A 23,325-nucleotide genomic window follows, 5' to 3' on the forward strand; every position below is an offset into this window, starting at 1 on the left:
TCGCCGTGGTTCATGCTGCGAATCGCCCCGGCGAAAATCTCCGTGGTGTAGGCGCAGGTGTTCAGGGCGAAGGCGAGGATGGTGCAGTTCATCGCATCGCGAAAGAACGCATCGAGCACCGGTTGCGCACGGACCGCAGCCAGGCTGTAGATCCCGGTGTAGCAGATCAGCAGCTGTATATACAGCGGCGTACCGCGAAACAGGTAAGTGTAGAACTGCACCGGCCAGCGCACGTAGAACCTGGGTGAAACCCGGGCAATCGACAGGGGAACCGATACCAGGAAGCCGAAGAAGATCGAGGCGCTGAGCAGCCACAGCGTCATGGCCAGGCCGGTGGTGTGGTAGCCGTCGCTATAGAGAAAGGGCTTCCAGTATTCCTGCAGTAGTTCGATCATCGTACAGCCTCCCGGGAACCTGCCGCGTAATGCCGTTCGAGCCAGCGCAGGACATAGTTCGAAGCGCTGGTAATCACCAGGTAGATCAAGGCGGCGAGTACCAGGAAGTAGAACAGTTGATAGGTGCTTTTACCGGCGTCCTGAGCGGCCTTGACCAAATCCGCCAGGCCGATGATCGACACCAGCGCGGTAGCCTTGAGGATCACCATCCAGTTATTGCCGATGCCCGGCAGGGCGAAGCGCATCATTTGCGGAAAGATCACGAAGCGGAAACGCTGGGCGCGGGTCAGGCCATAGGCGGTGGCGGCTTCGAGCTGTCCGCGAGGTACGGCGAGGATCGCGCCACGGAAGGTCTCGGTGAAATAGGCACCGTAGATGAAGCCCAGGGTGATGACCCCGGCACCGAACGGATCGATCTCGATGTAGTCCCAATCCAGCGCCTCGGTGAAACTGGTCAACCAGGTCTGCAGGCTGTAGAAAATCAGCAGCATCAGCACCAGGTCCGGCACCCCACGAATCAGCGTGGTGTAGAGCTGGGCCGGAATCCGCAACAGTTTGACGCTGGAGAGTTTGGCACTGGCGCCGACCAGGCCGAGCAGAACGCTCAACAACAGCGACAGTATCGATAGTTTGACGGTCATCCAGAAGCCTTCCAGCAACAGAGGGCCAAACCCCTTCAAGCCGAACGTGGAAAGCCCGAGTGTCTGTAACAGTGCTTCGAACATGATTCAGGACCTATAGCGATAAAAAAGCGCCCGTCCCGGGGACGGGCACCGGGGCCTTACTTGCCGCTGTAGAGACTCATATCACCAAAGTGTTTCTTCTGGATCGAGTCGTAGGTGCCGTCATCGTGTAGCGCCTTGATGCCCTTATCGATAAGGGCCTTGAGCGCGGCGTTGCCCTTGGCGATACCCACCGCGGTTTTAGCGGGCAGCAGCTCGCTGTCGACCGGCTGGCTGACCTCGAAATCAGCCCCTTGCGCCGACTTCAAGAAGCTCAGTTTGGCTTGCAGCATGTCCTGGATCGTGGCGTCGAGGCGACCGGACAGCAAGTCCGCGTAAACCTGGTCCTGGTTGGCGTAGGCCTTGGTTTCCACCCCGGCCTTGTCCAGCACGGCCTTGGCGTAGGCTTCCTGGATGGTGCCTTGCTCGTAGCCGACTTTCTTGCCCTTGAGCGAGGCCACGTCAGAAATGCCGGAGCCTTTCTTGTAGACCAGCGCGGTCGGGCCGGAGAACAGCTCGCTGGAGAAGTCGATGGCTTTTTCGCGAACCGGGGTCACGGTCATGGAGGAGATCACGCCGTCGAACTTGTTGGCCTTCAGGCCCGGGATCATGCCGTCGAAATCGCTTTCGACCCATTTGCACTTGACCTTCAGCTCGGCGCAGATCGCGTTGCCCAGGTCGATGTCGAAGCCCACCAGGCTACCGTCGGCCGCCTTGGACTCGAACGGAGCGTAGGAAGGGTCAACACCAAAACGCAGCTCCTTGTATTCCTTGGCCGTGGCTACGCCGGCGGCCACGCACAGAGTCAAGGCAGAAAGGGTCAGCAATGTTCTTTTCATTATTATCAATTCCTAAAACCACTACGGGCGCTTGCGGCGCATGGATGCTGTTACTGGAGGACGTGTGACGCGGTGAATCCGGACCACAAGGCCATGCTGTACGCCTGCACCTCACAGGTCTCTTACGCACATACACATGCCTGTACATACAAGCATATGCAATCAACCAGCCAACTCATTGAACGGGAGCTGAAGAAACCCTTCAAAGCGAAATGAAGGCCTCTGGAACGGGGTTTTGGGGAATGACCAGGAAAGTTTCGAGGAGTGGCAGGTGGCACTCGTGGCTGTTACCTGAGCTGCGCTTTGCGTCGTTTTGATGCATCCGGTAACAATTTTTGAGGGGGCATGACGTGTGGAAATACCCCGCAGTGGGGGCGGCCACCGCGGAGGGAGTGCGTGATTCGAACAGCGAACTGGCCGGTGGGGGCGGCCCCGACGCCTATACCCAACCACCATCGACGATGAAGTTTTGTGCCGAACACATGGAGGACGCCTCGGAGGCCAGGAAAAGCGCCATGTTGGCTATATGGAAAGGTTCCACGCTACCCGGCAGGCATTGGCTGCGGCTGATCAGCTCCCTGGCGGCATCGTCAACCCAGAGCGCGAGCTGCTTTTCTGTCATCACCCATCCGGGAACCAGCGTGTTGACCCTGATGCGCCATGGCCCCAACTCCCGTGCCAACGCCCTGGTCATGCCGTGGGTGGCCGCTTTGCTGGCCGCATAGACCGGGTATCCACTGGAGGCCATCATCCAGCCAATAGACCCCAGATTGATGATCGCGCCCTCCCCTGCGGCCTTCATCATGGGGACCACCGCCCGGGCGGCAAAAAATGCATGCTTCAAATTGACGGAAATCAGCTTGTCGAATGTCTCCGAATCCACTTCATCCAAGGTGTGCCTGACATCATTGGCGGCATTGTTCACCAGGACCGTCACCGGCCCCAGGGTTTGCGCAAAGCGCCCGATCGCCTCCTTATAGGCGCTCTCGTCAGTGATATCACAGTGAGCGAACTCGACCCTATGGCCCTCAGCCGACAATTGGGTCGCCAACCATTCACCTTGGTTTTTGGCCATGTCCACGAACGCCACCTTGGCTCCCTGCCGGGCAAAAGCGCAGACCATGGCCTCACCGATCCCCGAGGCACCGCCGGAAATCAATACGGTTTTATCTTTGAGGTCGGCGTACACGGCCGGCACGCCGGCGCCTGTTTCTTTAGTCATATGACGGTTACTCCACAGTAGGCACTTCGATTCAAGCAGCAGGACTCAAGGTGCGCTCGGGCACGCATGGATCATTTTCGCCAGCCACCAAATTAGTCTTATTTTATATTGCAAAACCAGCGTTTCAGACTATAAATCTACTGCTATTTCGGCAAAATATCGCTAATTAGTAGAACTATTCCACTCAAAACAACAAGAGGACGTTCAACCATGCCGCAATCCCGACACCTGCTTTCCGGCCTCGGCCTTTCCCTGATGATGGCCAGCCTCGGCGTCCAGGCCGGTGGCCTGTCCAGCGAACACAAGGCGTTTGGCAAGACCCAGGATGGAACCGCCATCGAGCAATATGTGTTGCGCAACAGCCATGGCCTGCAAGCCACGGTCATTACCTACGGCGGCGTCTTGCAATCGTTGAAAGTGCCGGACAAGCACGGCAAGTTCGAAGACGTGGTACTGGGCTTTGACGATGTCCAGGGTTATCAGAGCGGCAAGGCATTCTTCGGCGCAACTATCGGACGCTACGGCAATCGCCTGGCCCAGGGGGCCTTCGAACTGGACGGCAAGCGTTACCAGATGCCGCTCAACGATGGCCCCAACTCGCTGCACGGTGGTGCGCTGGGTTTCGACAAGCGCGTCTGGAAAGCACAGCCGGTCAAAACCAAGGACTCGGTCGGCGTGACCTTGAGCTACCTGTCGCCAGACGGTGAGATGGGCTTTCCCGGTAACCTGAAGGTCGATGTCACCTACAGCCTCAACGACAACAACGAGCTGCGCATCGAGTACAAGGCCTCCACCGACAAACCCACGGTGCTGAACCTCACCAACCACAGTTACTTCAATCTCGCCGGGGCCGGTAACGGTGACGTGCTCAAACAGCTCGCCACTTTGCACGCCAGCCATTACACACCGGTCAACGGCACCTTGATTCCCACCGGCGAACTGGCCCCGGTAGCCGGCACGCCGATGGACTTCCGGCAACCGACCGCCATCGGCCAGCGCATCAAGGACGATCATCCGCAACTCAAATTCGCCGAGCCGAAACAGGGCGGTTTTGACTTCAACTGGGTCCTGGATACCCAGGGTGATGTCAGCCAACTCGCCGCCGACGTGCGCGACCCGCAATCCGGCCGCCGCTTGCAGCTCTACACCAGCGAACCCGGAGTGCAGTTCTACACCAGCAACTTCCTCGACGGCTCGGTCAAGGGCAAGGCTGGCAAGGCCTACGGACACTGGAGCGCATTCACCCTGGAAACCCAGCACTACCCCGACTCGCCGAACCAGCCGGGCTTTCCCAGCACGCGGCTGGATCCCGGCCAGACCTATACCCAGAGCACTGTCCTGAAGTTCTCCGCTGGCTGACCCTGACCCAGAACCTGGCCTTGTAGGAGATGTCGAGCCTTGGCGAGGCTGCGATGACGGCGGTACAGTCAACATCGATGTTGTCTGACCCACCGCTATCGCCGCCTCGCCAAGGCTCGACAGCTCCTACAGTGAACACATGGAACACGTGGAACGCATTGCCATCCCACATTGAACAACCGCGATCAGCGTTGTTTCAGGCGGTCGATCACCACGGCCAACAGCAGGATGGAACCCCGAATCACGTACTGGTAAAACGTGTCGATGTTTTTCAGGTTCATCGCGTTCTCGATGATCGCCAGAATCAACACCCCGGCAATCACGTGCCGAATCATGCCGATCCCGCCGCTCAACGACACCCCACCCAACACGCAGGCGGAAATCACCGTCAATTCGAAACCCTGGCCGATCATCGGCTGGCCGGAGGTCATGCGCGAAGCCAGGATCACCCCGGCCAAGGCACCGATGACCCCGTGCACGGCGAAGATGATGATCTTGGTCCGGTCGACGTTGACCCCGGCCAGCAGCGCCGCTTCCTGGTTGCCGCCAATGGCCATGGTGTTGCGCCCGTAGGTGGTGTAGTTGAGCAGCCAACCAAAAAACAGGAAACAGCCGAGGGTAATCAGGATCGGCACCGGCACGCCGAACAACTGGCCATTGCCATAGATGAAGAACTGGTCCTGGGACACACCGACGGCCTTGCCGTTGGCAAAGATATAGGCCAGGCCACGCACGATCTGCATGGTCGCCAAGGTGGTGATCAGCGCGTTGATCCGCAGCTTGGCAATCACGATCCCGTTGATCAGCCCGACCAGCAGCCCCAGCAGCAGTGCCGCACCGATACCGAGCAACACGCTGTCGGTGTCGCGCATCACCACCGCGGCAACGACCCCGGCACAGGCAATCACCGAGCCCACCGACAAGTCGAAATGTCCGGACGCCAGGCAATACAGCATGGTGCACGCGGCGATGCCCGTGGTGGAAATCGCCAGCCCCAGACCGCGCATGTTCAGGGGCGAGAGGAAGTTGTCGATGAGCAGGGTGCAGAGCACAAAGATCCCCAGCGCCGCCAACAGCATCGCCCAGTTATCGAGCAGAGCGCGCACATCCAGGGGTTTGTGCGTCGTCGGCAACGCGTTGTTTTGGGTTGTCATAGTCACCTCTCAGTTCACCTGGCCGTCAGCGCGTTGGCGCGGCAAGGCCAGTTGCAGCAAGTTGGATTCATTGGCCTGTTCGCGGCTCTTCTCGCCCCGCACCACGCCTTCGCAAAGCACCAGGACGCGGTCGGAGACGCCCATCACTTCCATCAGGTCGCTGGAAACCACGATCACCGCAATCCCACTGGCGGCCAGGTTATGGATAATCTGGTAAATCTCGGCCTTCGCACCGATATCGATACCCCGCGTCGGCTCGTCGAGCAGCAGCACCTTCATCGGCATCGACAGCCAGCGACCCAGAATGGCCTTCTGCTGATTGCCCCCCGACAGGTACATGATTTTCTGCGCCGCATGGGGCGTTTTCACTTTCAACGCCTTGATCTGCTTGTCGGCGTTGCTCTTCTCCCAACCGTCGCGCAACAGCCAGCCAAACCGGGAATGAGCGCTGCGTGCACTGATGTTGATGTTCTCGGCCACGCTGGAAAGCGGCACGATGCCCTCCTTCTTGCGGTCCTCGGGACACAGCAGGACACCGGCGGCAATGGCATCGCGCGGCGAGCGCAGTTTCAGTTCCTCACCGCACAGCCGCAGGCTTCCGGCCGTGCTGCGCTCAAGACCGCCCAGCAGGCGCAGCAGCTCGGTGCGCCCGGCGCCGACCAGCCCGAACAGGCCGAGAATCTCGCCTTGATAGGCCTCGAAACTCACCGGTGAGCGCAAGCCAGGCCCCAACAGACCCTCGACCTTGAGCGCCACCTCGCCCCGTTGACGAGGGCGGTAATCGTAGATGTCCTGAATGTCGCGACCGACCATGCAGGTGACCAACTGATCATGGGTCAGCTGGCTCATGTCCTCGAACGTGCGCACGTAACGACCGTCCTTGAACACGGTCACCGCATCGCAGATCCGGAACACTTCCTCCATGCGATGGGAAACGTACAGCACCACTTTGCCCTCGTCCCGCAGGCGCCCGATGATCGCCATCAAGCGCTCGATTTCCCGGGCCGACAGGCTGCTGGTGGGTTCGTCGAAGGCAATCACATGGGCGCCACGGGACAACGCCTTGGCGATCTCCACCAACTGCCGTTGCCCCAGGGACAGGCGGCCGAGCTTTTCCAGCGGATCGATTTCATCGGCCAGGCCCTTGAGACAGGCCAGTGCCTGCTCGCGCAACGCACGGCGGTTGATCACACCGAAACGGGTCGGCAAATGCCCGAGAAACAGATTTTCCGCCACGGTCATTTCCGGCACCAGGTGCAACTCCTGGTGGATGACGGCCACTCCGCTGGCAATGCTGTCGGCGGCGCACTTGAAGGCCATCGTCTGCTCGCCGATCTGCAGGCTGCCGCTGCTGGGGCTGTAGGCGCCACCGAGGACCTTGAGCAAGGTCGACTTGCCGGCGCCGTTTTCGCCCATCAGGGCATGCACCTGCCCCGGGTGGGCAGTAAAGCTGATAGCGTCCAGCGCCTTGACCCCGGGAAAGGTTTTGCCAATGCCGTTGAAGCACAGACTGGCGCCGGCACTGTGCTGTTGTTTGTTCAATTGCGCATGCATAACCACCTCATCACACCGATCAGGCAGCCTTGTTGCCAAGGCCGCCGAGGAAAGCAACCGACCTCAGTTCCACAGACCGATCTTTTCCAGTTCCTGCTTGAAGTTGTCGCGCGTGATCAGTGTCACCTTGTCCATCGCGGTGTATTTCGCGGGTTCCTTGCCGGTGGTGACCCACTCGAACATCATGCTCGCGGTGTTGTAACCCTCGAGGTGCGGGCTGGGCAGCATCGAGCCGAAGAAGCCACTGTTGGGCTTCTTCAATTCGCCGATGGCGTCGGTGCCATTGATGCCGATACCAATGACATTGGCTGCGGCAAAACCGGCGCTTTCGGTGGCGCGCACGGCGCCCAGTACGCTGTTGTCGTTCATGCCGCCGACGATCAGTTTTTTCGCCGCACCCGGCAGCTTCACCAGTGCCGAGTTGGTGGCGTCCATGCTGCCCGGCACGTCGAGGGTCTTGAGCGGCGCAAACAGGATGTGGTCTTTCGGCAGGCCGGCCTCTTCAAGGGATTTGACTGACCCATCGGTACGCTTCTTGCCGGTGTCGAGCTCATTGTAGGTAGTGATCACCGCATAGGTGTCTTTCCAGTCCCAACCGCGCTTCTTCGCTTCGCCGGCCATGGCGGCGCCCTGCTGCTGGCCCACTTCGAACGCGGCCATGCCGAGGTAGGGCACGTCCTCCATGAACTTGCCGCCGGCATCGACGAAGCGGTCATCCACCGCAATCACCTTCAAATCATTGGCCTTGGCCTTGGCCACGATCGCCGGGCCCAGGGACACATCCGGCGCACAAATCACAAAGCCCTTGGCGCCGTTGGCGGCGAGGCTGTCGATGGCCGAGAGGGTTTTCTCGCCGTCCGGTACGGCGATCTTGATCACGGTAAAGCCCTTGTCCTTACCGGCCTTTTCAGCGAAAGCCCATTCGGTCTGGAACCAGGGCTCCTCCGCTTGCTTGACCAGAAACCCGATCTTCGCGGGCTCGGCGGCCAGCAACAGGCTGCTCAGGCTGACGGCCGATGCCGCCAGGGCAATACAGCACAGGGAACGGATGACGCGACGACGACGATTCATAAGGTGACTCCTTCTTGTTGTTGTGAGTGCGAGTTGTGAACCAGTGCAGCCTGATGCTTGAAATTTATCCTGCAAATCGGTGACAGATTTTCCCGGCGATATCGACCTCGATGGCCAGCACCGCTCCGTCCAGAGGATGATTGAGCGGGCTGGCGGCGCTGGTGATGTACAAGGTGCGCAGATCCTTGCCACCGAACACGCAACTGCTGGGGCGGCTGACGGGGAGCTCGATCACGCGGTCGACCTCGCCGTCGGGTGCCAACCTGAGCAGGCAACCGCCGTCCCAGCGGGCGTTCCAGAGATAGCCTTCGGCGTCCATGGCCGAGCCGTCCGGGACGCCACACGGGTGCGGCCCGAACCACTTCCGGGGCGGACCGAGCTGGCCGTCGATACCGATCGAATACCGATACAGCGTGCCGTCCAGGCTGTCGCCGAAATACACCTGCGTGGCGTCCTCGCTCCAAAGCAAGGTATTGGGAATACCCAGGCCACTCAGTAGAGGCGTGACTCGCGCATCGGCGTCGATACGGAACAAGCCACCGGAACGCCGCAGGACCGGCAGGTCTTCGCCCTGCTCGCCGATGTTGTTCTGCATGCTGCCCAGCCAGAGCCTGCCCCTGGCATCGCAACGGGCCTCGTTGGGACGATTGCCCGGTTGCGGATCGGCGACGCAGAGCAAGGTCAGGCGCGGCGCCGCTTGCGGGGAGCCCAGGTCAAGGCGATACACGCCGCTGCTCAGGGTCACCAGCGCATCGCCGCTTTCGCAGGGAATGAACGCCGATACAGGCTCCGGCAGTTGCCAGACCTGCAGATGTTCGCCACTCAGGCGTAATGCCTGCTGGCCGGCAATATCGACCCAATACAGGGCCTGGCCGGGCGCGTCCCAGAACGGCCCCTCGCCCAGTTGCGCACGGTGCTCGGTCACTGCGGTCCACGCCATGAAGCCTCCTGGATAGTTACTGTTTTTAAGGTGCTGACGGGCTTGCTCGCGTTACAGCCGGTCACGCGATGGCAGTCCATCCACCAGACGTTGAATGTGCAACGGGTTGGCATTTTTCAATGCGTCCGGGAGCAGGCTGTCGGGGTAGTTCTGAAAACACACCGGGCGCAGGAAACGGTCGATGGCCAGGGTCCCCACCGACGTGCCACGGGCATCCGAGGTCGCCGGGAAAGGCCCGCCATGCACCATCGAGTCACAGACCTCGACACCGGTCGGATAACCGTTGATCAGGATGCGGCCGACCTTCTGCTCCAGCAGCGGTGTCAGCTCGTTGAACTGCGCGAAGTCCGCGGTCTCGCCAATGATCGTCGCCGTCAGTTGGCCGTGCAGGCCGTGCAACGCGGCGCTGAGTTGTGCCTGATCGGCTACTTCAACGAACACGGTGGCCGGACCGAACACTTCCTCCTGCAGCACTTCATCGCCATTGACCAGCAGACTCGCATCAGCCTTGAACAACTGGGGCTGCGCCTGATTACCCGCTTGTGGATGGCCAGCCAGGTGCTCGATGCCGGGGTGCGCCAGGAGCCTTTGCAAGCCTTTGCCATAACTGCTCAACGTGCCGGTGTTGAGCATGGTCTGGGCGGGCTGGTCGCCGATCAGTTGTGCGACCTGCCGAGTGAACGCCGTGAACTGCGGCGAACCGATGCCGATCACCAGGCCCGGGTTGGTACAGAACTGACCGCAGCCCTGCACCACCGAGGCGGCCAGGTCACGGGCGATCGTGTCTGCCCGCGCTTGCAGCGCCTGGGGTAACACGATCACCGGGTTGATGCTCGACATCTCGGCGAACACCGGGATCGGTTGCGGGCGGGCCGCCGCCATGTCGCACAGCGCCCGACCGCCCTTGAGCGAGCCGGTGAAACCGACCGCCTGGATGGCCGGATGCTTGACCAACGCCTCACCGACCCCGGCGCCATAGATCATGTTGAATACGCCGGCGGGCATCCTGCTGGCTTCGGCCGCCCGGATGATCGCATCGGCGACCCGTTCGGCGGTCGCCATGTGCCCGCTGTGCGCCTTGAAGACCACGGGACAACCGGCCGCCAGCGCCGCCGCCGTGTCGCCGCCGGCAGTGGAAAACGCCAGCGGAAAATTGCTCGCGCCAAACACCGCCACCGGCCCCAGACCAATGCGGTACTGACGCAGATCCGGACGCGGCAACGGTTGGCGATCAGGCAGTGCCCGATCGATGCGCGCCCCGTAGAAATCGCCACGACGCAGCACGTCGGCGAACAGGCGCATCTGGCCACTGGTACGCTTGCGCTCGCCCTGGATACGGGCAGCGGGCAACGCGGTTTCACGGCAGACCAGGGCGATGAACTCATCGTCCAGCGCATCCAGTTCATCGGCCACCGACTCCAGGAAATGCGCGCGACGCTGTGCACTCAGGGCGCGATAGGCCGGGTAGGCCGTCGCGGCAGCATGGGCGGCGGCGTCGACCTCCTGCGCCGTCGCCTGGTGGAACGCATGGGGCAATGCTTCGCCCGTCTGCGCGTCGAAGCTCTGGAGGGTCACGGTGCCGGTCGCACTGCGCCGGCCGCCGATGTAGTTGTGACCAAGAATCCGAGTCATGCCTGTCTCCTTAAAGAGTGCCTACCTGACCGGGGGCCAGCTCCGCGTCACCGCTGGCGATACCGTTGATCAAGGGCGCGCCGAACGCCGCCTGGCTGATCTCGAACACATCGCCCGGCTGCGTCCGGATACCGTCCGCGAAAGACAGGGTCGCGGTGCCGAAGAAGTGAATGTGTACGTCCCCCGGCCGCAGGAACTGACGGTATTTGAAGTGGTGGTATTCAAGGTTTTCCAGGCTGTGGCACATATTGGCTTCGCCACTGAGGAATTCGTTCTGCCACACGACCTTGCCATCACGCAAAATGCGACTGCTGCCGGCCAGGTGCCGGGGCAGTTCACCGACCCGCAGTTCAGGACCATAGCTGCAATTGCGTAATTTGGAGTGGGCCAGGTACAGGTAATTCCTGCGTTCCATCACGTGATCGGAGAACTCGTTGCCCACGGCAAACCCCAGGCGATAAGGCTTGCCGTCGTGGCCGATGACATACAGGCCACCGATTTCCGGCTCTTCGCCGGCGTCTTCGGCGAATGGCGGCAACACGAATGCCTGACCCGGACGCACGACCGTGCTGCCATCGCCCTTGTAGAACCATTCCGGTTGCACACCGACCTGACCGGCAGCGGGCTTACCGCCTTCCACACCCCACTTGAAGATCCGCATGGTGTCGGTCATCGCGCTGTCGTCACCGGCCTGCTGATGCATCTTGTCCCGCGCCGCTGCACTGCCCAGATGGGTCAGACCGGTGCCGCTGACCAGCATATGCGCCGGGTCCGGATGATCCAGCGGCACCAGTATCCTGAGTTCGGCCAGCAGTTGCGCATAATCGTGACTGCCCCCCAGACCGAGGTGTTGGACCTGCTGCCGCAGATCGACGCCCGCCTCGATGGCGGCCAGCGCCAGCTCGCGCACCGTGCGCGCGGATTGCACTTCACGGACCCGACCGTCCTCGACCACGCCGACCCGGCGCTCGCCGTTACTCAATTCGAACTGAACTAAACGCATGTACCTTCTCCTGATCGCGGGCCCAGGAAAGGCTCTGGTTTCAGCGTGATGCGACGAATCGGTCGCAGCTCCTGACCCATGGGATCGCTCTCCAATTGTTGTTTTTATGGAAGCTCGGGGACGCCTCTCGCGGAAAACCGCCAGGGTCAGACCTCAGTTGCAAACGACTATATAGTATTACTATTTACCCAACAAGACTTCCAAACCTGAGATTTTGCGCTTATGTTAAGACCAGAAAAGAACAATATAGTCTTACAATAAGAGATCTAGCCATGTCTGATAAAAAACCCGACCTGCGCTCCGCCCAGTGGTTTGGTACCGCCGACAAGAACGGCTTCATGTACCGCAGCTGGATGAAGAACCAGGGCATTGCCGACCATCAGTTCCATGGCAAGCCCATCATCGGGATCTGCAACACCTGGTCGGAGCTGACCCCGTGCAACGCGCACTTCCGCCAGATTGCCGAGCATGTCAAACGCGGGGTGATCGAGGCCGGCGGCTTTCCCGTGGAGTTCCCGGTGTTCTCCAACGGCGAGTCGAACCTGCGCCCGACCGCCATGCTCACCCGCAACCTGGCGAGCATGGACGTCGAGGAAGCCATTCGCGGCAACCCGATCGACGGTGTGGTGCTGCTGACCGGTTGCGACAAGACCACGCCGGCGCTGCTAATGGGCGCCGCCAGTTGCGACGTCCCCGCCATCGTCGTCACCGGCGGGCCGATGCTCAATGGCAAGCACAAGGGCCAGGACATCGGCTCGGGCACCGTGGTGTGGCAACTCAGCGAACAGGTCAAGGCGGGCACCATCAGCCTCGACGACTTCCTGGCGGCCGAGGGCGGCATGTCTCGCTCGGCGGGGACCTGCAACACCATGGGCACCGCCTCCACGATGGCCTGCATGGCCGAGGCCCTGGGCACCTCCCTGCCCCACAATGCGGCGATTCCGGCGGTGGATGCGCGCCGTTATGTCCTGGCGCACATGTCCGGGATGCGCGCGGTGGAGATGGTTCGCGAAGACCTGAAACTGTCGAAGATCCTCACCAAGGAGGCCTTCGAAAATGCCATTCGCGTCAACGCCGCCATCGGTGGCTCAACCAATGCGGTGATTCACTTGAAAGCCATCGCCGGGCGTATCGGCGTCGAGCTCGAGCTGGATGACTGGACCCGCATCGGTCGCGGCATGCCGACCATCGTCGACCTGCAACCGTCCGGGCGCTTCCTGATGGAAGAGTTCTACTATGCCGGCGGCCTGCCGGCCGTGCTGCGCCGCCTCGGCGAAGCCAACCTGATTCCCCACCCCGACGCCTTGACCGTCAATGGCAAGTCGATCGGCGAGAACACCCGAGAGGCACCGATCTACGGCCAGGACGAAGTGATCCGCACGCTCTCCAACCCGATCCGCGCGGACGGCGGCATCTGCGTGCTGCGGGGCAACCTGGCCCCTCTCGGTGCGGTACTCAAGCCTTCCGCCGCCAGCGCCGAACTGATGCAGCATCGCGGCCGTGCGGTGGTGTTCGAGAACTTCGACATGTACAAGGCGCGGATCAACGACCCGGAACTGGACGTCGATGCCCACTCGATCCTGGTGATGAAAAACTGCGGTCCCAAGGGTTATCCCGGCATGGCGGAAGTGGGCAACATGGGCTTGCCGGCCAAATTGCTGGCCCAGGGTGTCACCGACATGGTGCGGATTTCCGACGCGCGCATGAGCGGCACGGCGTACGGCACCGTGGTCTTGCACGTCGCCCCGGAAGCGGCGGCCGGCGGACCGTTGGCCGCCGTGAAGGAAGGTGACTGGATCGAACTCGATTGTGCCAACGGGCGTCTGCACCTGGACATCCCGGACGCCGAACTGGCGGCGCGCATGGCCGACCTGCAAGCGCCACAGAACCTGATCGTGGGCGGCTATCGCCAGCTGTACATCGACCACGTGCTACAGGCGGACCAGGGCTGCGACTTCGACTTTCTGGTGGGTTGCCGCGGCGCCGAGGTGCCACGCCATTCACACTGAGAGTGAATCGGTTCAGGCGTGCGGGAGCGCCTGATAGAGACGGCAGCGATGTTATGATGCCGCGTATTTCGTCAGAGCAGCGTCCCTGTCATGGATCAGCAGTCCCCCAAGCCACGCAAGAGCCGGCATGCCCAGATCGTCCAGGAACTGGGCATGCACATTGTCTCCGGACGCCTCAAACCGGAAGAACGATTGCCCCAGGAGGCAACGCTGTGCGAGACCTATCAGGTCAGCCGGTCGGTGCTGCGCGAAGCCACCCGGGTGCTGAGCGCCAAGGGGCTGGTGTACTCCAAGCCACGGGTCGGCGCGGTCGTGCGCCCACGTTCGAAATGGCACCTGCTGGATCCCGACGTGCTGTCCTGGCTGATGCAGTCGACGCCTCACAGCGAGTTCTTCAACACCTTGTCGGGCGTGCGCCGGATCCTTGAGCCGGAAATCGCCGCCATGGCCGCCACCACGGCCACCGACGCCGACATCGCGGTCATCGAAAAAGCCTACCAGGCCATGGAAGCGGCACAGACCCACGAGAAGCTCTTGCAGGCGGACCTGGATTTTCACCATGCCATTGCCGACGCGACCCGCAACGACTTGCTCGCCTACATGTGCAATATGCTTTCGCTGCCGCTGCGCGAGTCAATCAGCATCACCAACCAGCGCCCCGACATTCAAAGGCTCAGCCTGCCCCGGCACAAGGCGATACTGACCGCCATCAAGAACCGTGACGCCCTCGGTGCCCGGCATGCCTCGCTGGTGCAACTCGACGACACCCGTGTCGCCCTGGATACCGTGATGAATGTCCTCACCCCGCTGTAACGCAGGCCCGGCTCAGGCCTTGGCGCCCAACTCCGCGGAAAGCCGGGCAGCGACCTGTTTGATCAACGGGATCAGCTCGGCCATTTTCTCCAGCGGCATATAGGGTACGGTGCTGGCGATGCTGATCCCGGCGACGATTTGCCGACTGGCATCGCGTACCGGCGCCGCGACACAGCGGATCGACGGTTCATTGTCTTCCAGGTCAAAGGCGTAGCCGCCCGCCATGTACTCCAGCATGCGCTGCTGAAATTGCTCCCAGGATGGCTCCGGGCGCTGCGGCCATGACAGGTTTTGCCCGCCCGCCGGCAAGCTGATCCGATACAGGCGCTGCCACTCCTCCGGCGAGCAATCGAGTATCAGCGCCTTGCCGATCCCGGTGCGCGCCAGCGGCATGCGATGCCCGACCCGCGAACGCATCTCCGGACCATTGCGCCCGGGATTCTTGTGCAGGTACAGCACGTCGTCGTCTTCACGAATCGCCAGGTGAATGGTGTCGCCGGTCAACGCCGACAACTCGTCCAGATACGGTCCGGCGAGGGTCACCAGCGGCAGCGCTTCGCGCGCCTGGAACCCCAGCTCGATCAGCTTGGGTCCGAGCAGATAACCGATTTGCGGCACGACCCGCAGATAGCGCTCGTCCACCAGGCAGCTGGCCAGCCGGTGGGTGGTGCTACGGGTGGTGCCAATCAGCCGGGCAATTTCCTTGAGGTCGCGGGCACCGCTGGCCACGGCCTGAACCACCCCCAGGCCGCGTAGCAGCGTCTGGGTACCTGTCGGCGCGGCGTCCTTGGCGTTTTTTGCGACGTCTTCCTGCATATCCGGCCTTCAACAATGAGCGAGGGAACCGGCGGCATTATGGTCGCCCGGTCTTGCGCTTGCTAGAGCTCGATCCGTGCCACTTTGCCCACCAGCAACACATAGGACAGCGCACCGATCAACGCCAGCCCGGCGATGTAGGTGATCGCCGGGGCAAAGGAGTCGCCGCTGGCGAGAAAGCCGATCACGATCGGCGTGGCGATCGCTGCCAGATTGCCTATGCAGTTGAACACCCCGCCCGTCAGCCCCAACAAGCGTGCCGGCGCCAAGGTCGAGACCAGCGACCAACTGATCGAGGCCAACCCGTTGCCGAAAAACGCCAGTGCCAGGAAGGCAATCACCCACGACGTCGATTCGACGAAGTTGGCACCTATGATCGAAGTGGAAATCAGCAACCCGCCAATGATCGGCAACTTGCGGGCAAAGCCGACCGTCGCGCCGCGGCGGATCAGCCAGTCGGAGAAGAACCCCGAGCAGAGCACGCCAATGAACGCCGCGAGAAACGGCAGTGACGCCAGCAGGCCGGACTTGATGAAGTCCATGCCGCGATACTTCACCAGATAGGTCGGAAACCAGGTCAGGAAAAACCACAACGTCGAATTGAGGCAGAACTGTCCGAGGTAGATGCCCCACAACTTGCGCTGGCTCAACACGATGCCCAGGTCCGTCCAACTGAAGGGTGCCTTGCGCCGGCTCGTCTCGGCCTGGATATCCACCAGCCCGCCGCCCTCACGGATAAGCTCGACTTCCGCCAGATTGGCCCCCTTGAAATCCCGTGGCTCGCGATACACCGCGTACCACACGACCGCCCAGAGAATCCCCACCGCACCGGTGCTGACGAACACCATGTGCCAGCCGTATTGATGTTGCAGCCAGGCCAATACGGGCGTCAGAAAGGCCAGCCCGACGAACTGCCCGGAGGTGTAGAAACCGATGGCGGTGGCGCGCTCACGCTCGGGAAACCAGGTGGTCACCACCCGGCTGTTGATCGGATAGGCAGGCGCTTCCAGCGCACCCACGGCCATGCGCAGGACGAACAGCGCGATGAAGCTGGCGGCGAAACCGAGCATCACCGTGGCCGCCGACCACAGCAGCAGCGCGACGCTGTAGAGGAGGCGCGGCGGCACCCGGTCCACCAGCCAGCCACCGGGGATCTGCATGGCGGCGTAGGTCCAGCCGAACGCCGAGAAGATCAGCCCGACATGGATCGGATCGATACCCAGTTCGCTGGTCAGCGCCGGGGCCGCGATCGACAGGTTGCTGCGGTCCAGGTAGTTGATCACCACGGTGATGAACAGCAGCACCATGATGAAAAAACGCTTGCGGCTCGGCGTCAGCAACGACGCCTGCCCGGTAAAGACTTCCGGTTGCATGGGGAGTGCCTCTTCTTATGATTATTGAGGGCGTTGCTCCGCAAAAATGCGGCTGGCCGAGCACGGCCTTTCCCACCGTTGACGGGTGTTGAATCAGCCGGGGATTACCACTCGGCAAAACTGCCGTCGGCATGGCGCCAGATCGGGTTGCGCCAGCGGTGGCCGATGGCAGCGCGCTCGGCAACGTATTCCTCATTGATCTCGATGCCCAGGCCCGGACCGTTGGGGATCTTCACGAAGCCCTGCTCATAGTCGAATACCCGCGGGTCCTTGACGTAATCCAGCAGGTCATTGCTTTCGTTGTAATGGATGCCCAGGCTCTGCTCCTGGATAAAGGCGTTGTAGCAAACCGCGTCCAGTTGCAGGCACGCCGCCAGGGCAATCGGGCCCAGCGGGCAATGCAACGCCAGCGCCACATCGTAGGCTTCGGCCATGTTGGCAATCTTGCGGGTTTCGGTGATGCCGCCGGCATGGGAGGCATCCGGCTGGATGATGTCGACGTAGCCTTCACTGAGCACCCGTTTGAAATCCCAGCGGGAAAACAAACGCTCCCCCAGCGCGATTGGCGTGCTGGTCAGCGGTGCCAGTTCTTTCAACGCCTCATAGTTCTCACTGAGCACCGGCTCTTCGATGAACATCAGCTTGTAGGCGTCGAGCTCCTTCATCAGCACCTTGGCCATGGGCTTGTGAACCCGGCCATGGAAGTCCACACCGATGCCGACATTCGGCCCCACCGCATCACGCACGGCCGCGACGTTGGCCAGCGCCAGATCGACTTTTTCGAAGCTGTCGACGAATTGCAGTTCTTCGGTACCGTTCATTTTCACCGCAGTGAAACCACGCTCGACGGCGTCCCTGGCCGCCCGGGCGGTGTCGGCCGGACGGTCGCCGCCGATCCACGAGTACACCCGAATCCTGTCGCGGACCTGACCGCCCAGCAGATCGCTGACCGACACCCCCAGGGCCTTGCCCTTGATGTCCCACAGCGCCTGGTCGATCCCGGCCAGGGCGCTCATGTGCACGGCGCCGCCACGGTAGAAACCACCGCGATAGAGCACGGTCCAGATATCCTCGATGTTGCGCGGATCCTTGCCGATCAAGTAATCCGACAGCTCATCGACCGCCGCCGCGACCGTGTGGGCCCGGCCTTCGACCACGGGCTCGCCCCAGCCGGTCACGCCTTCATCGGTTTCGACCTTGAGGAACAGCCAGCGCGGTGGAACGATAAAGGTCGTCAGCTTGGTGATTTTCATCTTGTTGTCTCTCTTGTTCAGATGTAGCGCACACAGCGCCAGAAAGTCTTAACGCAACGCGTTCCATGCCTGCACATAAGCTTTGGCGCGGACTGCTACTTCGTCAGGTGCCAGCCCCGGCTTGAACAGCCCGGAACCCAGGCCGAAACCGCTGACGCCCGCCTCGACGAACCCCCGCATGTTCTCCGGCGTAATCCCGCCTACCGGAATCAGCAACGTGCCTGCCGGCAGCACCGCCAACCACGCCTTGACCACCGCCGGCCCCATTTGCTCGGCCGGGAACATCTTCAACACATCGGCGCCTTCGGCCAGTGCGGCAAAGGCCTCGGTCGGCGTGGCGACACCCGGCGACAGGGATAGGCCCGCCGCCTTGGCCGCGCGCAAGACCTTGGGGTCGCTGTGGGGCATGACGATCACTTGCCCGCCCGCTGCCTTCACCTGCCCGACCTGTTCCGCGGCCAACACCGTACCGGCGCCGATCAGGCAATCAGCGGGCAAACAGCTGCGCAGGATGCGGATACTTTCGTACGGCTCGGGAGAATTGAGTGGCACTTCAATGACGCGAAAACCGGCCTGGTACAACACCTCGCCAATGGCCGCCGCCTCTTGCGGACGCAGGCCGCGAAGGATCGCGATCAGACCGTTTTTCGCCAGTGCTTGCTTGAGCATGTCAGACCTCCTGGTAGGTGAACGCAGGCGCTCAGCCGAGCAGCCCGGCCGCTTCGGCCAGGTGCCATAAACCGCGTTCGGTGGCCTGTTCGGCCAGGCTCACCCGCGCAAAACCGCAGGCATCGAGCGCCCGGCGATAGCGGGCACAGAGTTGGGAATTGCCGATCAGAATGATCGACGGCAAGGAGGCACTGTTGCGTCGAAGGCGCTGCACGCCGGCGAGGGCCACGAGTTCATGGCCAATCAACAAGCCCGAGAGATAGTCGGTTTGTTCGGTCGGGCTCAACTCGCCCGTCAGACCGAGACTGCGCGCACTGAACACGGTCGACAGAGGACCGATGTCGCCATCAGTGGACAGCGCCACCTGCACGCCGCGGTCGAACGCATCGCTATCGAAGGCCGCGCCGCGCTCTTGGGTGCGCCCCAGGATGCTGTGTTCACTGAGCACGGCGAACAGCTCGCCAGTCATGAAGGTGTCGAAGTGGATGATGCAGCCGTCGGCCACTTCGACCCATTTCGAATGGCTGCCCGGCAAGCCGATCAGCAAATTGTCGCCCGCGCTTGCCGGCAGGCTTTGCAGCACGCCGAGAACCTGGGTCTCCTCGCCGCGCATCACATTCGGCAACCGCGAGCGCTGGATCACGCCGGGCACGATGTGCACATCGACGCCGCGCAGGCTGCGGACGCGGTTCAAGGAGGTGCCCAGATTGGCGACATTCGCCGGAGTGTCGCAGTAAGCGGCTTCCCGCCAACCCTGGGCGCTGCCGACCATGCCGCAGGCGATCACCGCCAGCTCCGGCTGGGCATCGAGCCAGTCACCGCAGGCCTCCTCGAAGGCCAATTCGAAACCGTCGGCGCACATCCGGCCCGCGATCATCCTCGGCACGCAGGGCAACTGCATGATGCCCGACGACAGCGAACGCTGTTCGAGCACCTGGCCGCCAGCCGCGAGTTTGTAGGCCCGAAGTGAGGTGGTCCCCCAATCGAGCGCGATCAATTGCGCCTGCATCGCTTCACCTGGAATTTATTGTTGGGCAGTGAGTGCGTAGAGCTGATGCAGGGGACTATAGACCTGACGCGCAGAAAATCTCAATATATAAATTGCAATCCCACATATAGGGATAAAGTGTGCAAAACGTCTGGATCAGCTCACAATCAGCCCACTCATGAGCTGATTCCGAGCTGTCCAATACCGCTACGACTTGAAGCGCCCCACCAGCCCGTTCAGTTCATCCGAGAGGTGCGAAAGCCGGCCCGAGTCTTCCTGCGCGGAGCTGGCCAGGCGTTCCACCAGCTGCGCCTCGTCGTAGATTTGCTGGATATGCCGATTGATCTCCTCGGCCACGCTGTGCTGCTCTTCCGCCGCCGCCGATATCTGCAGGTTCTGATCCCTGATTTCATTGACCGACAACTGGATGCCTTCAAAGCTGTCACGGGCGCTCTCGATCGAGGACACACTGGCACGCGACAGCTCCAGGCAACTTTCCATTTTCTGCGACACTTCCTGGGTCTTGCTGCCGACGGTGTTGAGCAACTGGTCGATTTCCCCGGTGGAGTCGGACGTGCGCTTGGCCAGCGCCCTGACCTCATCCGCGACCACGGCAAAACCCCGTCCCTGGTCACCCGCCCTGGCGGCCTCAATCGCCGCGTTCAGCGCCAGCAGATTGGTCTGCTCGGCGATGGCGCGGATGGTGCCGAGAATCTGGTTGATGCTGCGGCTGCCCTCCTCCAGCTCCACCATGGCCTGGGAAGACTCGCTCAAGCGACGCCCCAGGCGGCTGACGTTCTCGGTGGTCAACTCGATCTGCTGTTTGCCTTCGGCCACACGCTGGTGCCCGTTCTCGGCGGAGTCGGCTGCCGTGCTGCAGGAACGGGCCACTTCGTTGGCGGTTGCGACCATTTCGTTGAAGGCCGTGGACACCAGCTCCACCGCTTCACGCTGACGACCGGCCGCCTGGTTCATGTTGTTGGCCACCTCGCTGTTGACCCGCGAGGCGTCCTGCAGGTTCGTCGAGGCGGCGCCGATACGCTGGATCAACTGGCGTATCGCGGTGAGGAACTTGTTGAACCAACCCGCCAGCTCTGCGGTTTCGTCCTTGCCCTGCACCTCGAGATCGCGGCGCAGATCGCCCTCGCCCTCGGCGATCGACTGCAATCCCGTGCTGACCTGGCCGATCGGCTTGACGATGACCTTGGCGAACGCCGCGGCGAGCAGCGCGAAGAACAGCACCAGCACGACCACGATAACCGCCGTCAGGTAAGTCATGCGGGTGGCCGCGCCCATGACTTCGCTGTACTCGATCAAACCGACGTAGCGCCAACCCAGGCCGGGCGAGGTCCAGATATTGGCCATGTACCGGACCCCGTTGATTTGCACCTCGGTGGACCCCTGCGCGGTGGCGGCCAGCTTGGCGTAGGGCTCGCCCAGGTCCTTGAGCGGCTTGAAGTTGTGCCCGGCGTCGCGGGGATCGACCAGCACGGTGCCGTCCTCGATCAGCATCACGTAGCCGCTTTCGCCGAGCTTGATGCTTTTGACCAGCTCGGTGAGGTTTTTCAGCGAAACGCTGACGACAAACACACCCTTGGCCTTGCCCGCGTCGTCGAGCAGTGCCCGGGCGCTACCAACCAGCGCCACGTTGTCTTTGTCGTAGTAGTAAGCGGGGGTTCGCACCGCTTTGCCGGGGCTGGCCATGGCGGCCTTGTACCAGGGGCGCACACGCGGGTCGTAGTTCGCCAGTTGCGGGTCATCCGGCCATTTGGCGTAGCTGCCGTCTTCCAGGCCGATGGAAAGGATGGCGGCCGCCGGGTGCGTCGCGCCATAACGCGCGAACATATCGATGACCTGGCGGGCGGCCGCTGGCAGAGGCTGGCTGGCGGCACCGGCGGTCTCATAGTGTTTTAGGCTGGCGACCGATGTGTATACAGGATCAGTAGCCATTTGATCGACATTTTGCTGCGTGCCGTCGAAAAACTGCCGGATGTTGCCGTCGATCTGGCGTATTTCACGGGTGCTGCCATCGATAAACTGATCGACTGCCTGGGTCCGTATATTCAGCACCGATATCACTGCCACCAGGCTTACCGGGATGAACGCGACCAATACAAAGGCAAGGACAAGCTTGTTTTTAATTTTCATTGTGACAATCACCATCCGCGGAAATGAGGTGCGAATGGCCAGACTACACGGGCAAATAGCGATTTGCTACCAAGCCTGCCTCGGCTGATCAAGCAAAATGTTCGCCATGATTTTGCATACAAAAAATTAAAATATTGTTCCGATAATCAGCATCAACCCAAGGCCGAATCCATGAAGTGATTCCGTGATACCGATGGCTGCACAGTTGCAGGTGCAGCAATGTGCCTTTTTTCGGTGCACTCCGACCGGATACCTATAGAGCTAACAATCGGTTTTTTGCCGACGGAATGACTGATAGCGCAAAGCCATTGGTCTGAATCTTGCGTACTTAAAGCGCTTACAGCACGCCCCCTTACAAAGGGGACCGAGAATGGGAAGTTTCGCTACAACGGTTCACCTACAACGCCTCACCGGCGAACTTCCCGGGGTTTCTAACGATGGCAACCGCCACGATTGCACCAAAATCGTGCGCAGCGCCCTAAAGGAGTGGTCGACCATGCACGCTTTTCTATCACCGGGGATTCGACTGCTGGGCCATTTCGGGTTCGCCCGCAAGTTTCAGGTACTGTTCCTGCTGTTCATCGTGCCGCTGATGGGCAGCCTGTACCTGATCGGCCAGGATTACCGCAGCAAGCTGGCACTGATCGCCGAAGAGCATGCCGGCGTCAATCAACTACTGGTCCTCGACTCACTGGACAACCTGCTGACCGCCCAGCGTGACCGTGCCGCCCGCTGGCGCGCCACGGAAACCAATCGCCAGGCGACCCCGGCCACCCTCGCGGCCATGGCCGCGCTGGACAAGGCCCAACCGGAAATCAACCAGACACTCGATAGCCTGGGCCAAACCCTGCAAAGCGAAGGGGCCGGTGCCGACACCCTGAAACGCTACCAGATCCTGCAAGCCGCCCTCGAAGGCCTCGACTCCGCCAGCCTGAGCAAGGTCGGCTGGTGGCCGGACGGCTACGATCGCTTCACCGCCGCCCTGAGCGCGCTGCAAGCACTGCGTGAACAGGTCGCCATGGACAGCCGCCTGATCCTCGCGCCCTGGATGGAAACCTACCTGCTCACGCAAATCGCCACCCAGCACGCGCCGGACCTGATCGAGCGGGTCGGCCGCCTGGCCAGTGTCGGCCAGGCGTCCGTGGTCTCCGGCCAGTTCAGCCTGCAAAGCCGCCTGCAATTGAAGGATCTGCGCGGTCGTATCGGCGATGCCCGTGACCAGTTGACCAAGACTGGCAACCTGCTGGAAAGCCGCCTGCCACCCGAGCTGCAAAACTGGGCCGAGCGCTACCATGCCAGCCTCCAACACCTGGACGACGGCCTCAAGGCGCTCGACGACGGCATGTTCGGCGGCAGCATCACCCT

At 61.8% G+C, this 23,325-nt stretch carries 19 protein-coding genes; 3 read left to right on the forward strand and 16 right to left on the reverse strand.

The window, feature by feature from the left end:
* From UCMB321_RS22805 to UCMB321_RS22820, 4 genes are all read right to left on the reverse strand, one after another.
* A partial coding sequence (locus UCMB321_RS22805; RefSeq protein WP_040070859.1) for an ABC transporter permease subunit occupies window positions 1-395 on the reverse strand: 395 nt, incomplete at its 3' end.
* Window positions 392-1,120, reverse strand: coding sequence for an ABC transporter permease (locus UCMB321_RS22810; RefSeq protein WP_040070861.1), 729 nt, complete (start codon window positions 1,118-1,120; stop codon window positions 392-394). The genes UCMB321_RS22805 and UCMB321_RS22810, both read right to left, overlap by 4 nt.
* 56 nt (window positions 1,121-1,176) lie before the next feature.
* Complete coding sequence (locus UCMB321_RS22815; protein WP_040070862.1) at window positions 1,177-1,956, reverse strand: transporter substrate-binding domain-containing protein; 780 nt, start codon at window positions 1,954-1,956, stop codon at window positions 1,177-1,179.
* A 439-nt stretch (window positions 1,957-2,395) separates the two neighbouring features.
* Entirely contained in the window at window positions 2,396-3,178 is a 783-nt protein-coding gene (locus tag UCMB321_RS22820) for an SDR family NAD(P)-dependent oxidoreductase (protein WP_040070864.1), read from the reverse strand.
* 210 nt (window positions 3,179-3,388) lie between these two features.
* Between UCMB321_RS22820 and UCMB321_RS22825 the strand changes: the two genes are divergently transcribed.
* A complete protein-coding gene (locus UCMB321_RS22825) occupies window positions 3,389-4,537 on the forward strand; it encodes an aldose epimerase family protein (protein ID WP_040070865.1) in 1,149 nt (382 codons plus the stop codon).
* Between the two features lie 185 nt (window positions 4,538-4,722).
* Here UCMB321_RS22825 and araH read toward each other — a convergent pair whose 3' ends face one another.
* The 6 genes from araH to araD1 all read right to left on the reverse strand — a co-directional run bounded on the left by araH (window position 4,723) and on the right by araD1 (window position 11,891).
* Complete coding sequence (gene araH / locus UCMB321_RS22830) at window positions 4,723-5,691, reverse strand: L-arabinose ABC transporter permease AraH (RefSeq protein WP_040070866.1); 969 nt, start codon at window positions 5,689-5,691, stop codon at window positions 4,723-4,725.
* 9 nt (window positions 5,692-5,700) lie between these two features.
* On the reverse strand, window positions 5,701-7,245 hold the full coding sequence (araG, locus tag UCMB321_RS22835) for an L-arabinose ABC transporter ATP-binding protein AraG (protein ID WP_040070868.1): 1,545 nt from the start codon (window positions 7,243-7,245) through the stop codon (window positions 5,701-5,703).
* A 63-nt stretch (window positions 7,246-7,308) separates the two neighbouring features.
* Window positions 7,309-8,316: a substrate-binding domain-containing protein gene (locus UCMB321_RS22840; RefSeq protein WP_040070869.1), complete on the reverse strand. Its 1,008-nt coding sequence runs from the start codon at window positions 8,314-8,316 to the stop codon at window positions 7,309-7,311.
* Between the two features lie 64 nt (window positions 8,317-8,380).
* Complete coding sequence (locus tag UCMB321_RS22845) at window positions 8,381-9,256, reverse strand: SMP-30/gluconolactonase/LRE family protein (protein ID WP_040070870.1); 876 nt, start codon at window positions 9,254-9,256, stop codon at window positions 8,381-8,383.
* A 51-nt stretch (window positions 9,257-9,307) separates the two neighbouring features.
* Window positions 9,308-10,888 carry an aldehyde dehydrogenase (NADP(+)) gene (locus UCMB321_RS22850; RefSeq protein ID WP_040070871.1) on the reverse strand — a complete coding sequence of 527 codons (1,581 nt, stop codon included), beginning with the start codon at window positions 10,886-10,888 and terminating at the stop codon, window positions 9,308-9,310.
* Window positions 10,889-10,898: 10 nt separating this feature from the next.
* Complete coding sequence (gene araD1, locus UCMB321_RS22855) at window positions 10,899-11,891, reverse strand: AraD1 family protein (RefSeq protein WP_040070873.1); 993 nt, start codon at window positions 11,889-11,891, stop codon at window positions 10,899-10,901.
* A 272-nt stretch (window positions 11,892-12,163) separates the two neighbouring features.
* Between araD1 and UCMB321_RS22860 the strand changes: the two genes are divergently transcribed.
* Entirely contained in the window at window positions 12,164-13,900 is a 1,737-nt protein-coding gene (locus UCMB321_RS22860; RefSeq protein ID WP_040070875.1) for an IlvD/Edd family dehydratase, read from the forward strand.
* Window positions 13,901-13,990: 90 nt separating this feature from the next.
* Window positions 13,991-14,713, forward strand: coding sequence for a FadR/GntR family transcriptional regulator (locus tag UCMB321_RS22865; protein ID WP_040070876.1), 723 nt, complete (start codon window positions 13,991-13,993; stop codon window positions 14,711-14,713).
* A 12-nt stretch (window positions 14,714-14,725) separates the two neighbouring features.
* Here the strand turns inward: UCMB321_RS22865 and UCMB321_RS22870 are convergent, their stop codons facing one another.
* From UCMB321_RS22870 to UCMB321_RS22895, 6 genes are all read right to left on the reverse strand, one after another.
* The gene (locus UCMB321_RS22870) at window positions 14,726-15,529 is read right to left on the reverse strand and encodes an IclR family transcriptional regulator (RefSeq protein WP_040070877.1); all 804 of its coding nucleotides are present in this window, start codon (window positions 15,527-15,529) and stop codon (window positions 14,726-14,728) included.
* Window positions 15,530-15,591: 62 nt separating this feature from the next.
* Entirely contained in the window at window positions 15,592-16,902 is a 1,311-nt protein-coding gene (locus tag UCMB321_RS22875) for an MFS transporter (protein WP_040070879.1), read from the reverse strand.
* Window positions 16,903-17,006: 104 nt separating this feature from the next.
* Window positions 17,007-18,155: a galactonate dehydratase gene (dgoD, locus tag UCMB321_RS22880; RefSeq protein WP_040070880.1), complete on the reverse strand. Its 1,149-nt coding sequence runs from the start codon at window positions 18,153-18,155 to the stop codon at window positions 17,007-17,009.
* A gap of 48 nt (window positions 18,156-18,203) precedes the next feature.
* Window positions 18,204-18,824: a 2-dehydro-3-deoxy-6-phosphogalactonate aldolase gene (locus tag UCMB321_RS22885; protein ID WP_040070882.1), complete on the reverse strand. Its 621-nt coding sequence runs from the start codon at window positions 18,822-18,824 to the stop codon at window positions 18,204-18,206.
* Between the two features lie 31 nt (window positions 18,825-18,855).
* Window positions 18,856-19,833: a 2-dehydro-3-deoxygalactonokinase gene (locus UCMB321_RS22890; RefSeq protein WP_040070883.1), complete on the reverse strand. Its 978-nt coding sequence runs from the start codon at window positions 19,831-19,833 to the stop codon at window positions 18,856-18,858.
* Between the two features lie 186 nt (window positions 19,834-20,019).
* Window positions 20,020-21,960 (reverse strand): methyl-accepting chemotaxis protein, encoded by a 1,941-nt coding sequence (locus UCMB321_RS22895; RefSeq protein WP_040070885.1) that lies wholly within the window; start codon window positions 21,958-21,960, stop codon window positions 20,020-20,022.
* Between the last annotated feature and the right edge of the window lie 1,365 nt (window positions 21,961-23,325).

It is taken from the genome of Pseudomonas batumici, from assembly GCF_000820515.1.
GTDB classification, from domain to species: Bacteria; Pseudomonadota; Gammaproteobacteria; order Pseudomonadales; family Pseudomonadaceae; genus Aquipseudomonas; species Aquipseudomonas batumici.

Bases quoted from the DNA above. Each gene is read 5' to 3' on its own strand.
- UCMB321_RS22860 (WP_040070875.1), top strand. From the start codon at position 12,164: ATGTCTGATAAAAAACCCGACCTGCGCTCCGCCCAGTGGTTTGGTACC.
- UCMB321_RS22885 (WP_040070882.1), bottom strand. From the start codon at position 18,824: ATGCTCAAGCAAGCACTGGCGAAAAACGGTCTGATCGCGATCCTTCGC.
- araD1 (WP_040070873.1), bottom strand. From the start codon at position 11,891: ATGCGTTTAGTTCAGTTCGAATTGAGTAACGGCGAGCGCCGGGTCGGC.
- UCMB321_RS22870 (WP_040070877.1), bottom strand. From the start codon at position 15,529: ATGCAGGAAGACGTCGCAAAAAACGCCAAGGACGCCGCGCCGACAGGT.
- dgoD (WP_040070880.1), bottom strand. From the start codon at position 18,155: ATGAAAATCACCAAGCTGACGACCTTTATCGTTCCACCGCGCTGGCTG.
- UCMB321_RS22890 (WP_040070883.1), bottom strand. From the start codon at position 19,833: ATGCAGGCGCAATTGATCGCGCTCGATTGGGGGACCACCTCACTTCGG.
- araH (WP_040070866.1), bottom strand. From the start codon at position 5,691: ATGACAACCCAAAACAACGCGTTGCCGACGACGCACAAACCCCTGGAT.
- UCMB321_RS22810 (WP_040070861.1), bottom strand. From the start codon at position 1,120: ATGTTCGAAGCACTGTTACAGACACTCGGGCTTTCCACGTTCGGCTTG.
- araG (WP_040070868.1), bottom strand. From the start codon at position 7,245: ATGCATGCGCAATTGAACAAACAACAGCACAGTGCCGGCGCCAGTCTG.
- UCMB321_RS22865 (WP_040070876.1), top strand. From the start codon at position 13,991: ATGGATCAGCAGTCCCCCAAGCCACGCAAGAGCCGGCATGCCCAGATC.
- UCMB321_RS22850 (WP_040070871.1), bottom strand. From the start codon at position 10,888: ATGACTCGGATTCTTGGTCACAACTACATCGGCGGCCGGCGCAGTGCG.
- UCMB321_RS22840 (WP_040070869.1), bottom strand. From the start codon at position 8,316: ATGAATCGTCGTCGTCGCGTCATCCGTTCCCTGTGCTGTATTGCCCTG.
- UCMB321_RS22875 (WP_040070879.1), bottom strand. From the start codon at position 16,902: ATGCAACCGGAAGTCTTTACCGGGCAGGCGTCGTTGCTGACGCCGAGC.
- UCMB321_RS22820 (WP_040070864.1), bottom strand. From the start codon at position 3,178: ATGACTAAAGAAACAGGCGCCGGCGTGCCGGCCGTGTACGCCGACCTC.
- UCMB321_RS22895 (WP_040070885.1), bottom strand. From the start codon at position 21,960: ATGAAAATTAAAAACAAGCTTGTCCTTGCCTTTGTATTGGTCGCGTTC.
- UCMB321_RS22845 (WP_040070870.1), bottom strand. From the start codon at position 9,256: ATGGCGTGGACCGCAGTGACCGAGCACCGTGCGCAACTGGGCGAGGGG.
- UCMB321_RS22825 (WP_040070865.1), top strand. From the start codon at position 3,389: ATGCCGCAATCCCGACACCTGCTTTCCGGCCTCGGCCTTTCCCTGATG.
- UCMB321_RS22815 (WP_040070862.1), bottom strand. From the start codon at position 1,956: ATGAAAAGAACATTGCTGACCCTTTCTGCCTTGACTCTGTGCGTGGCC.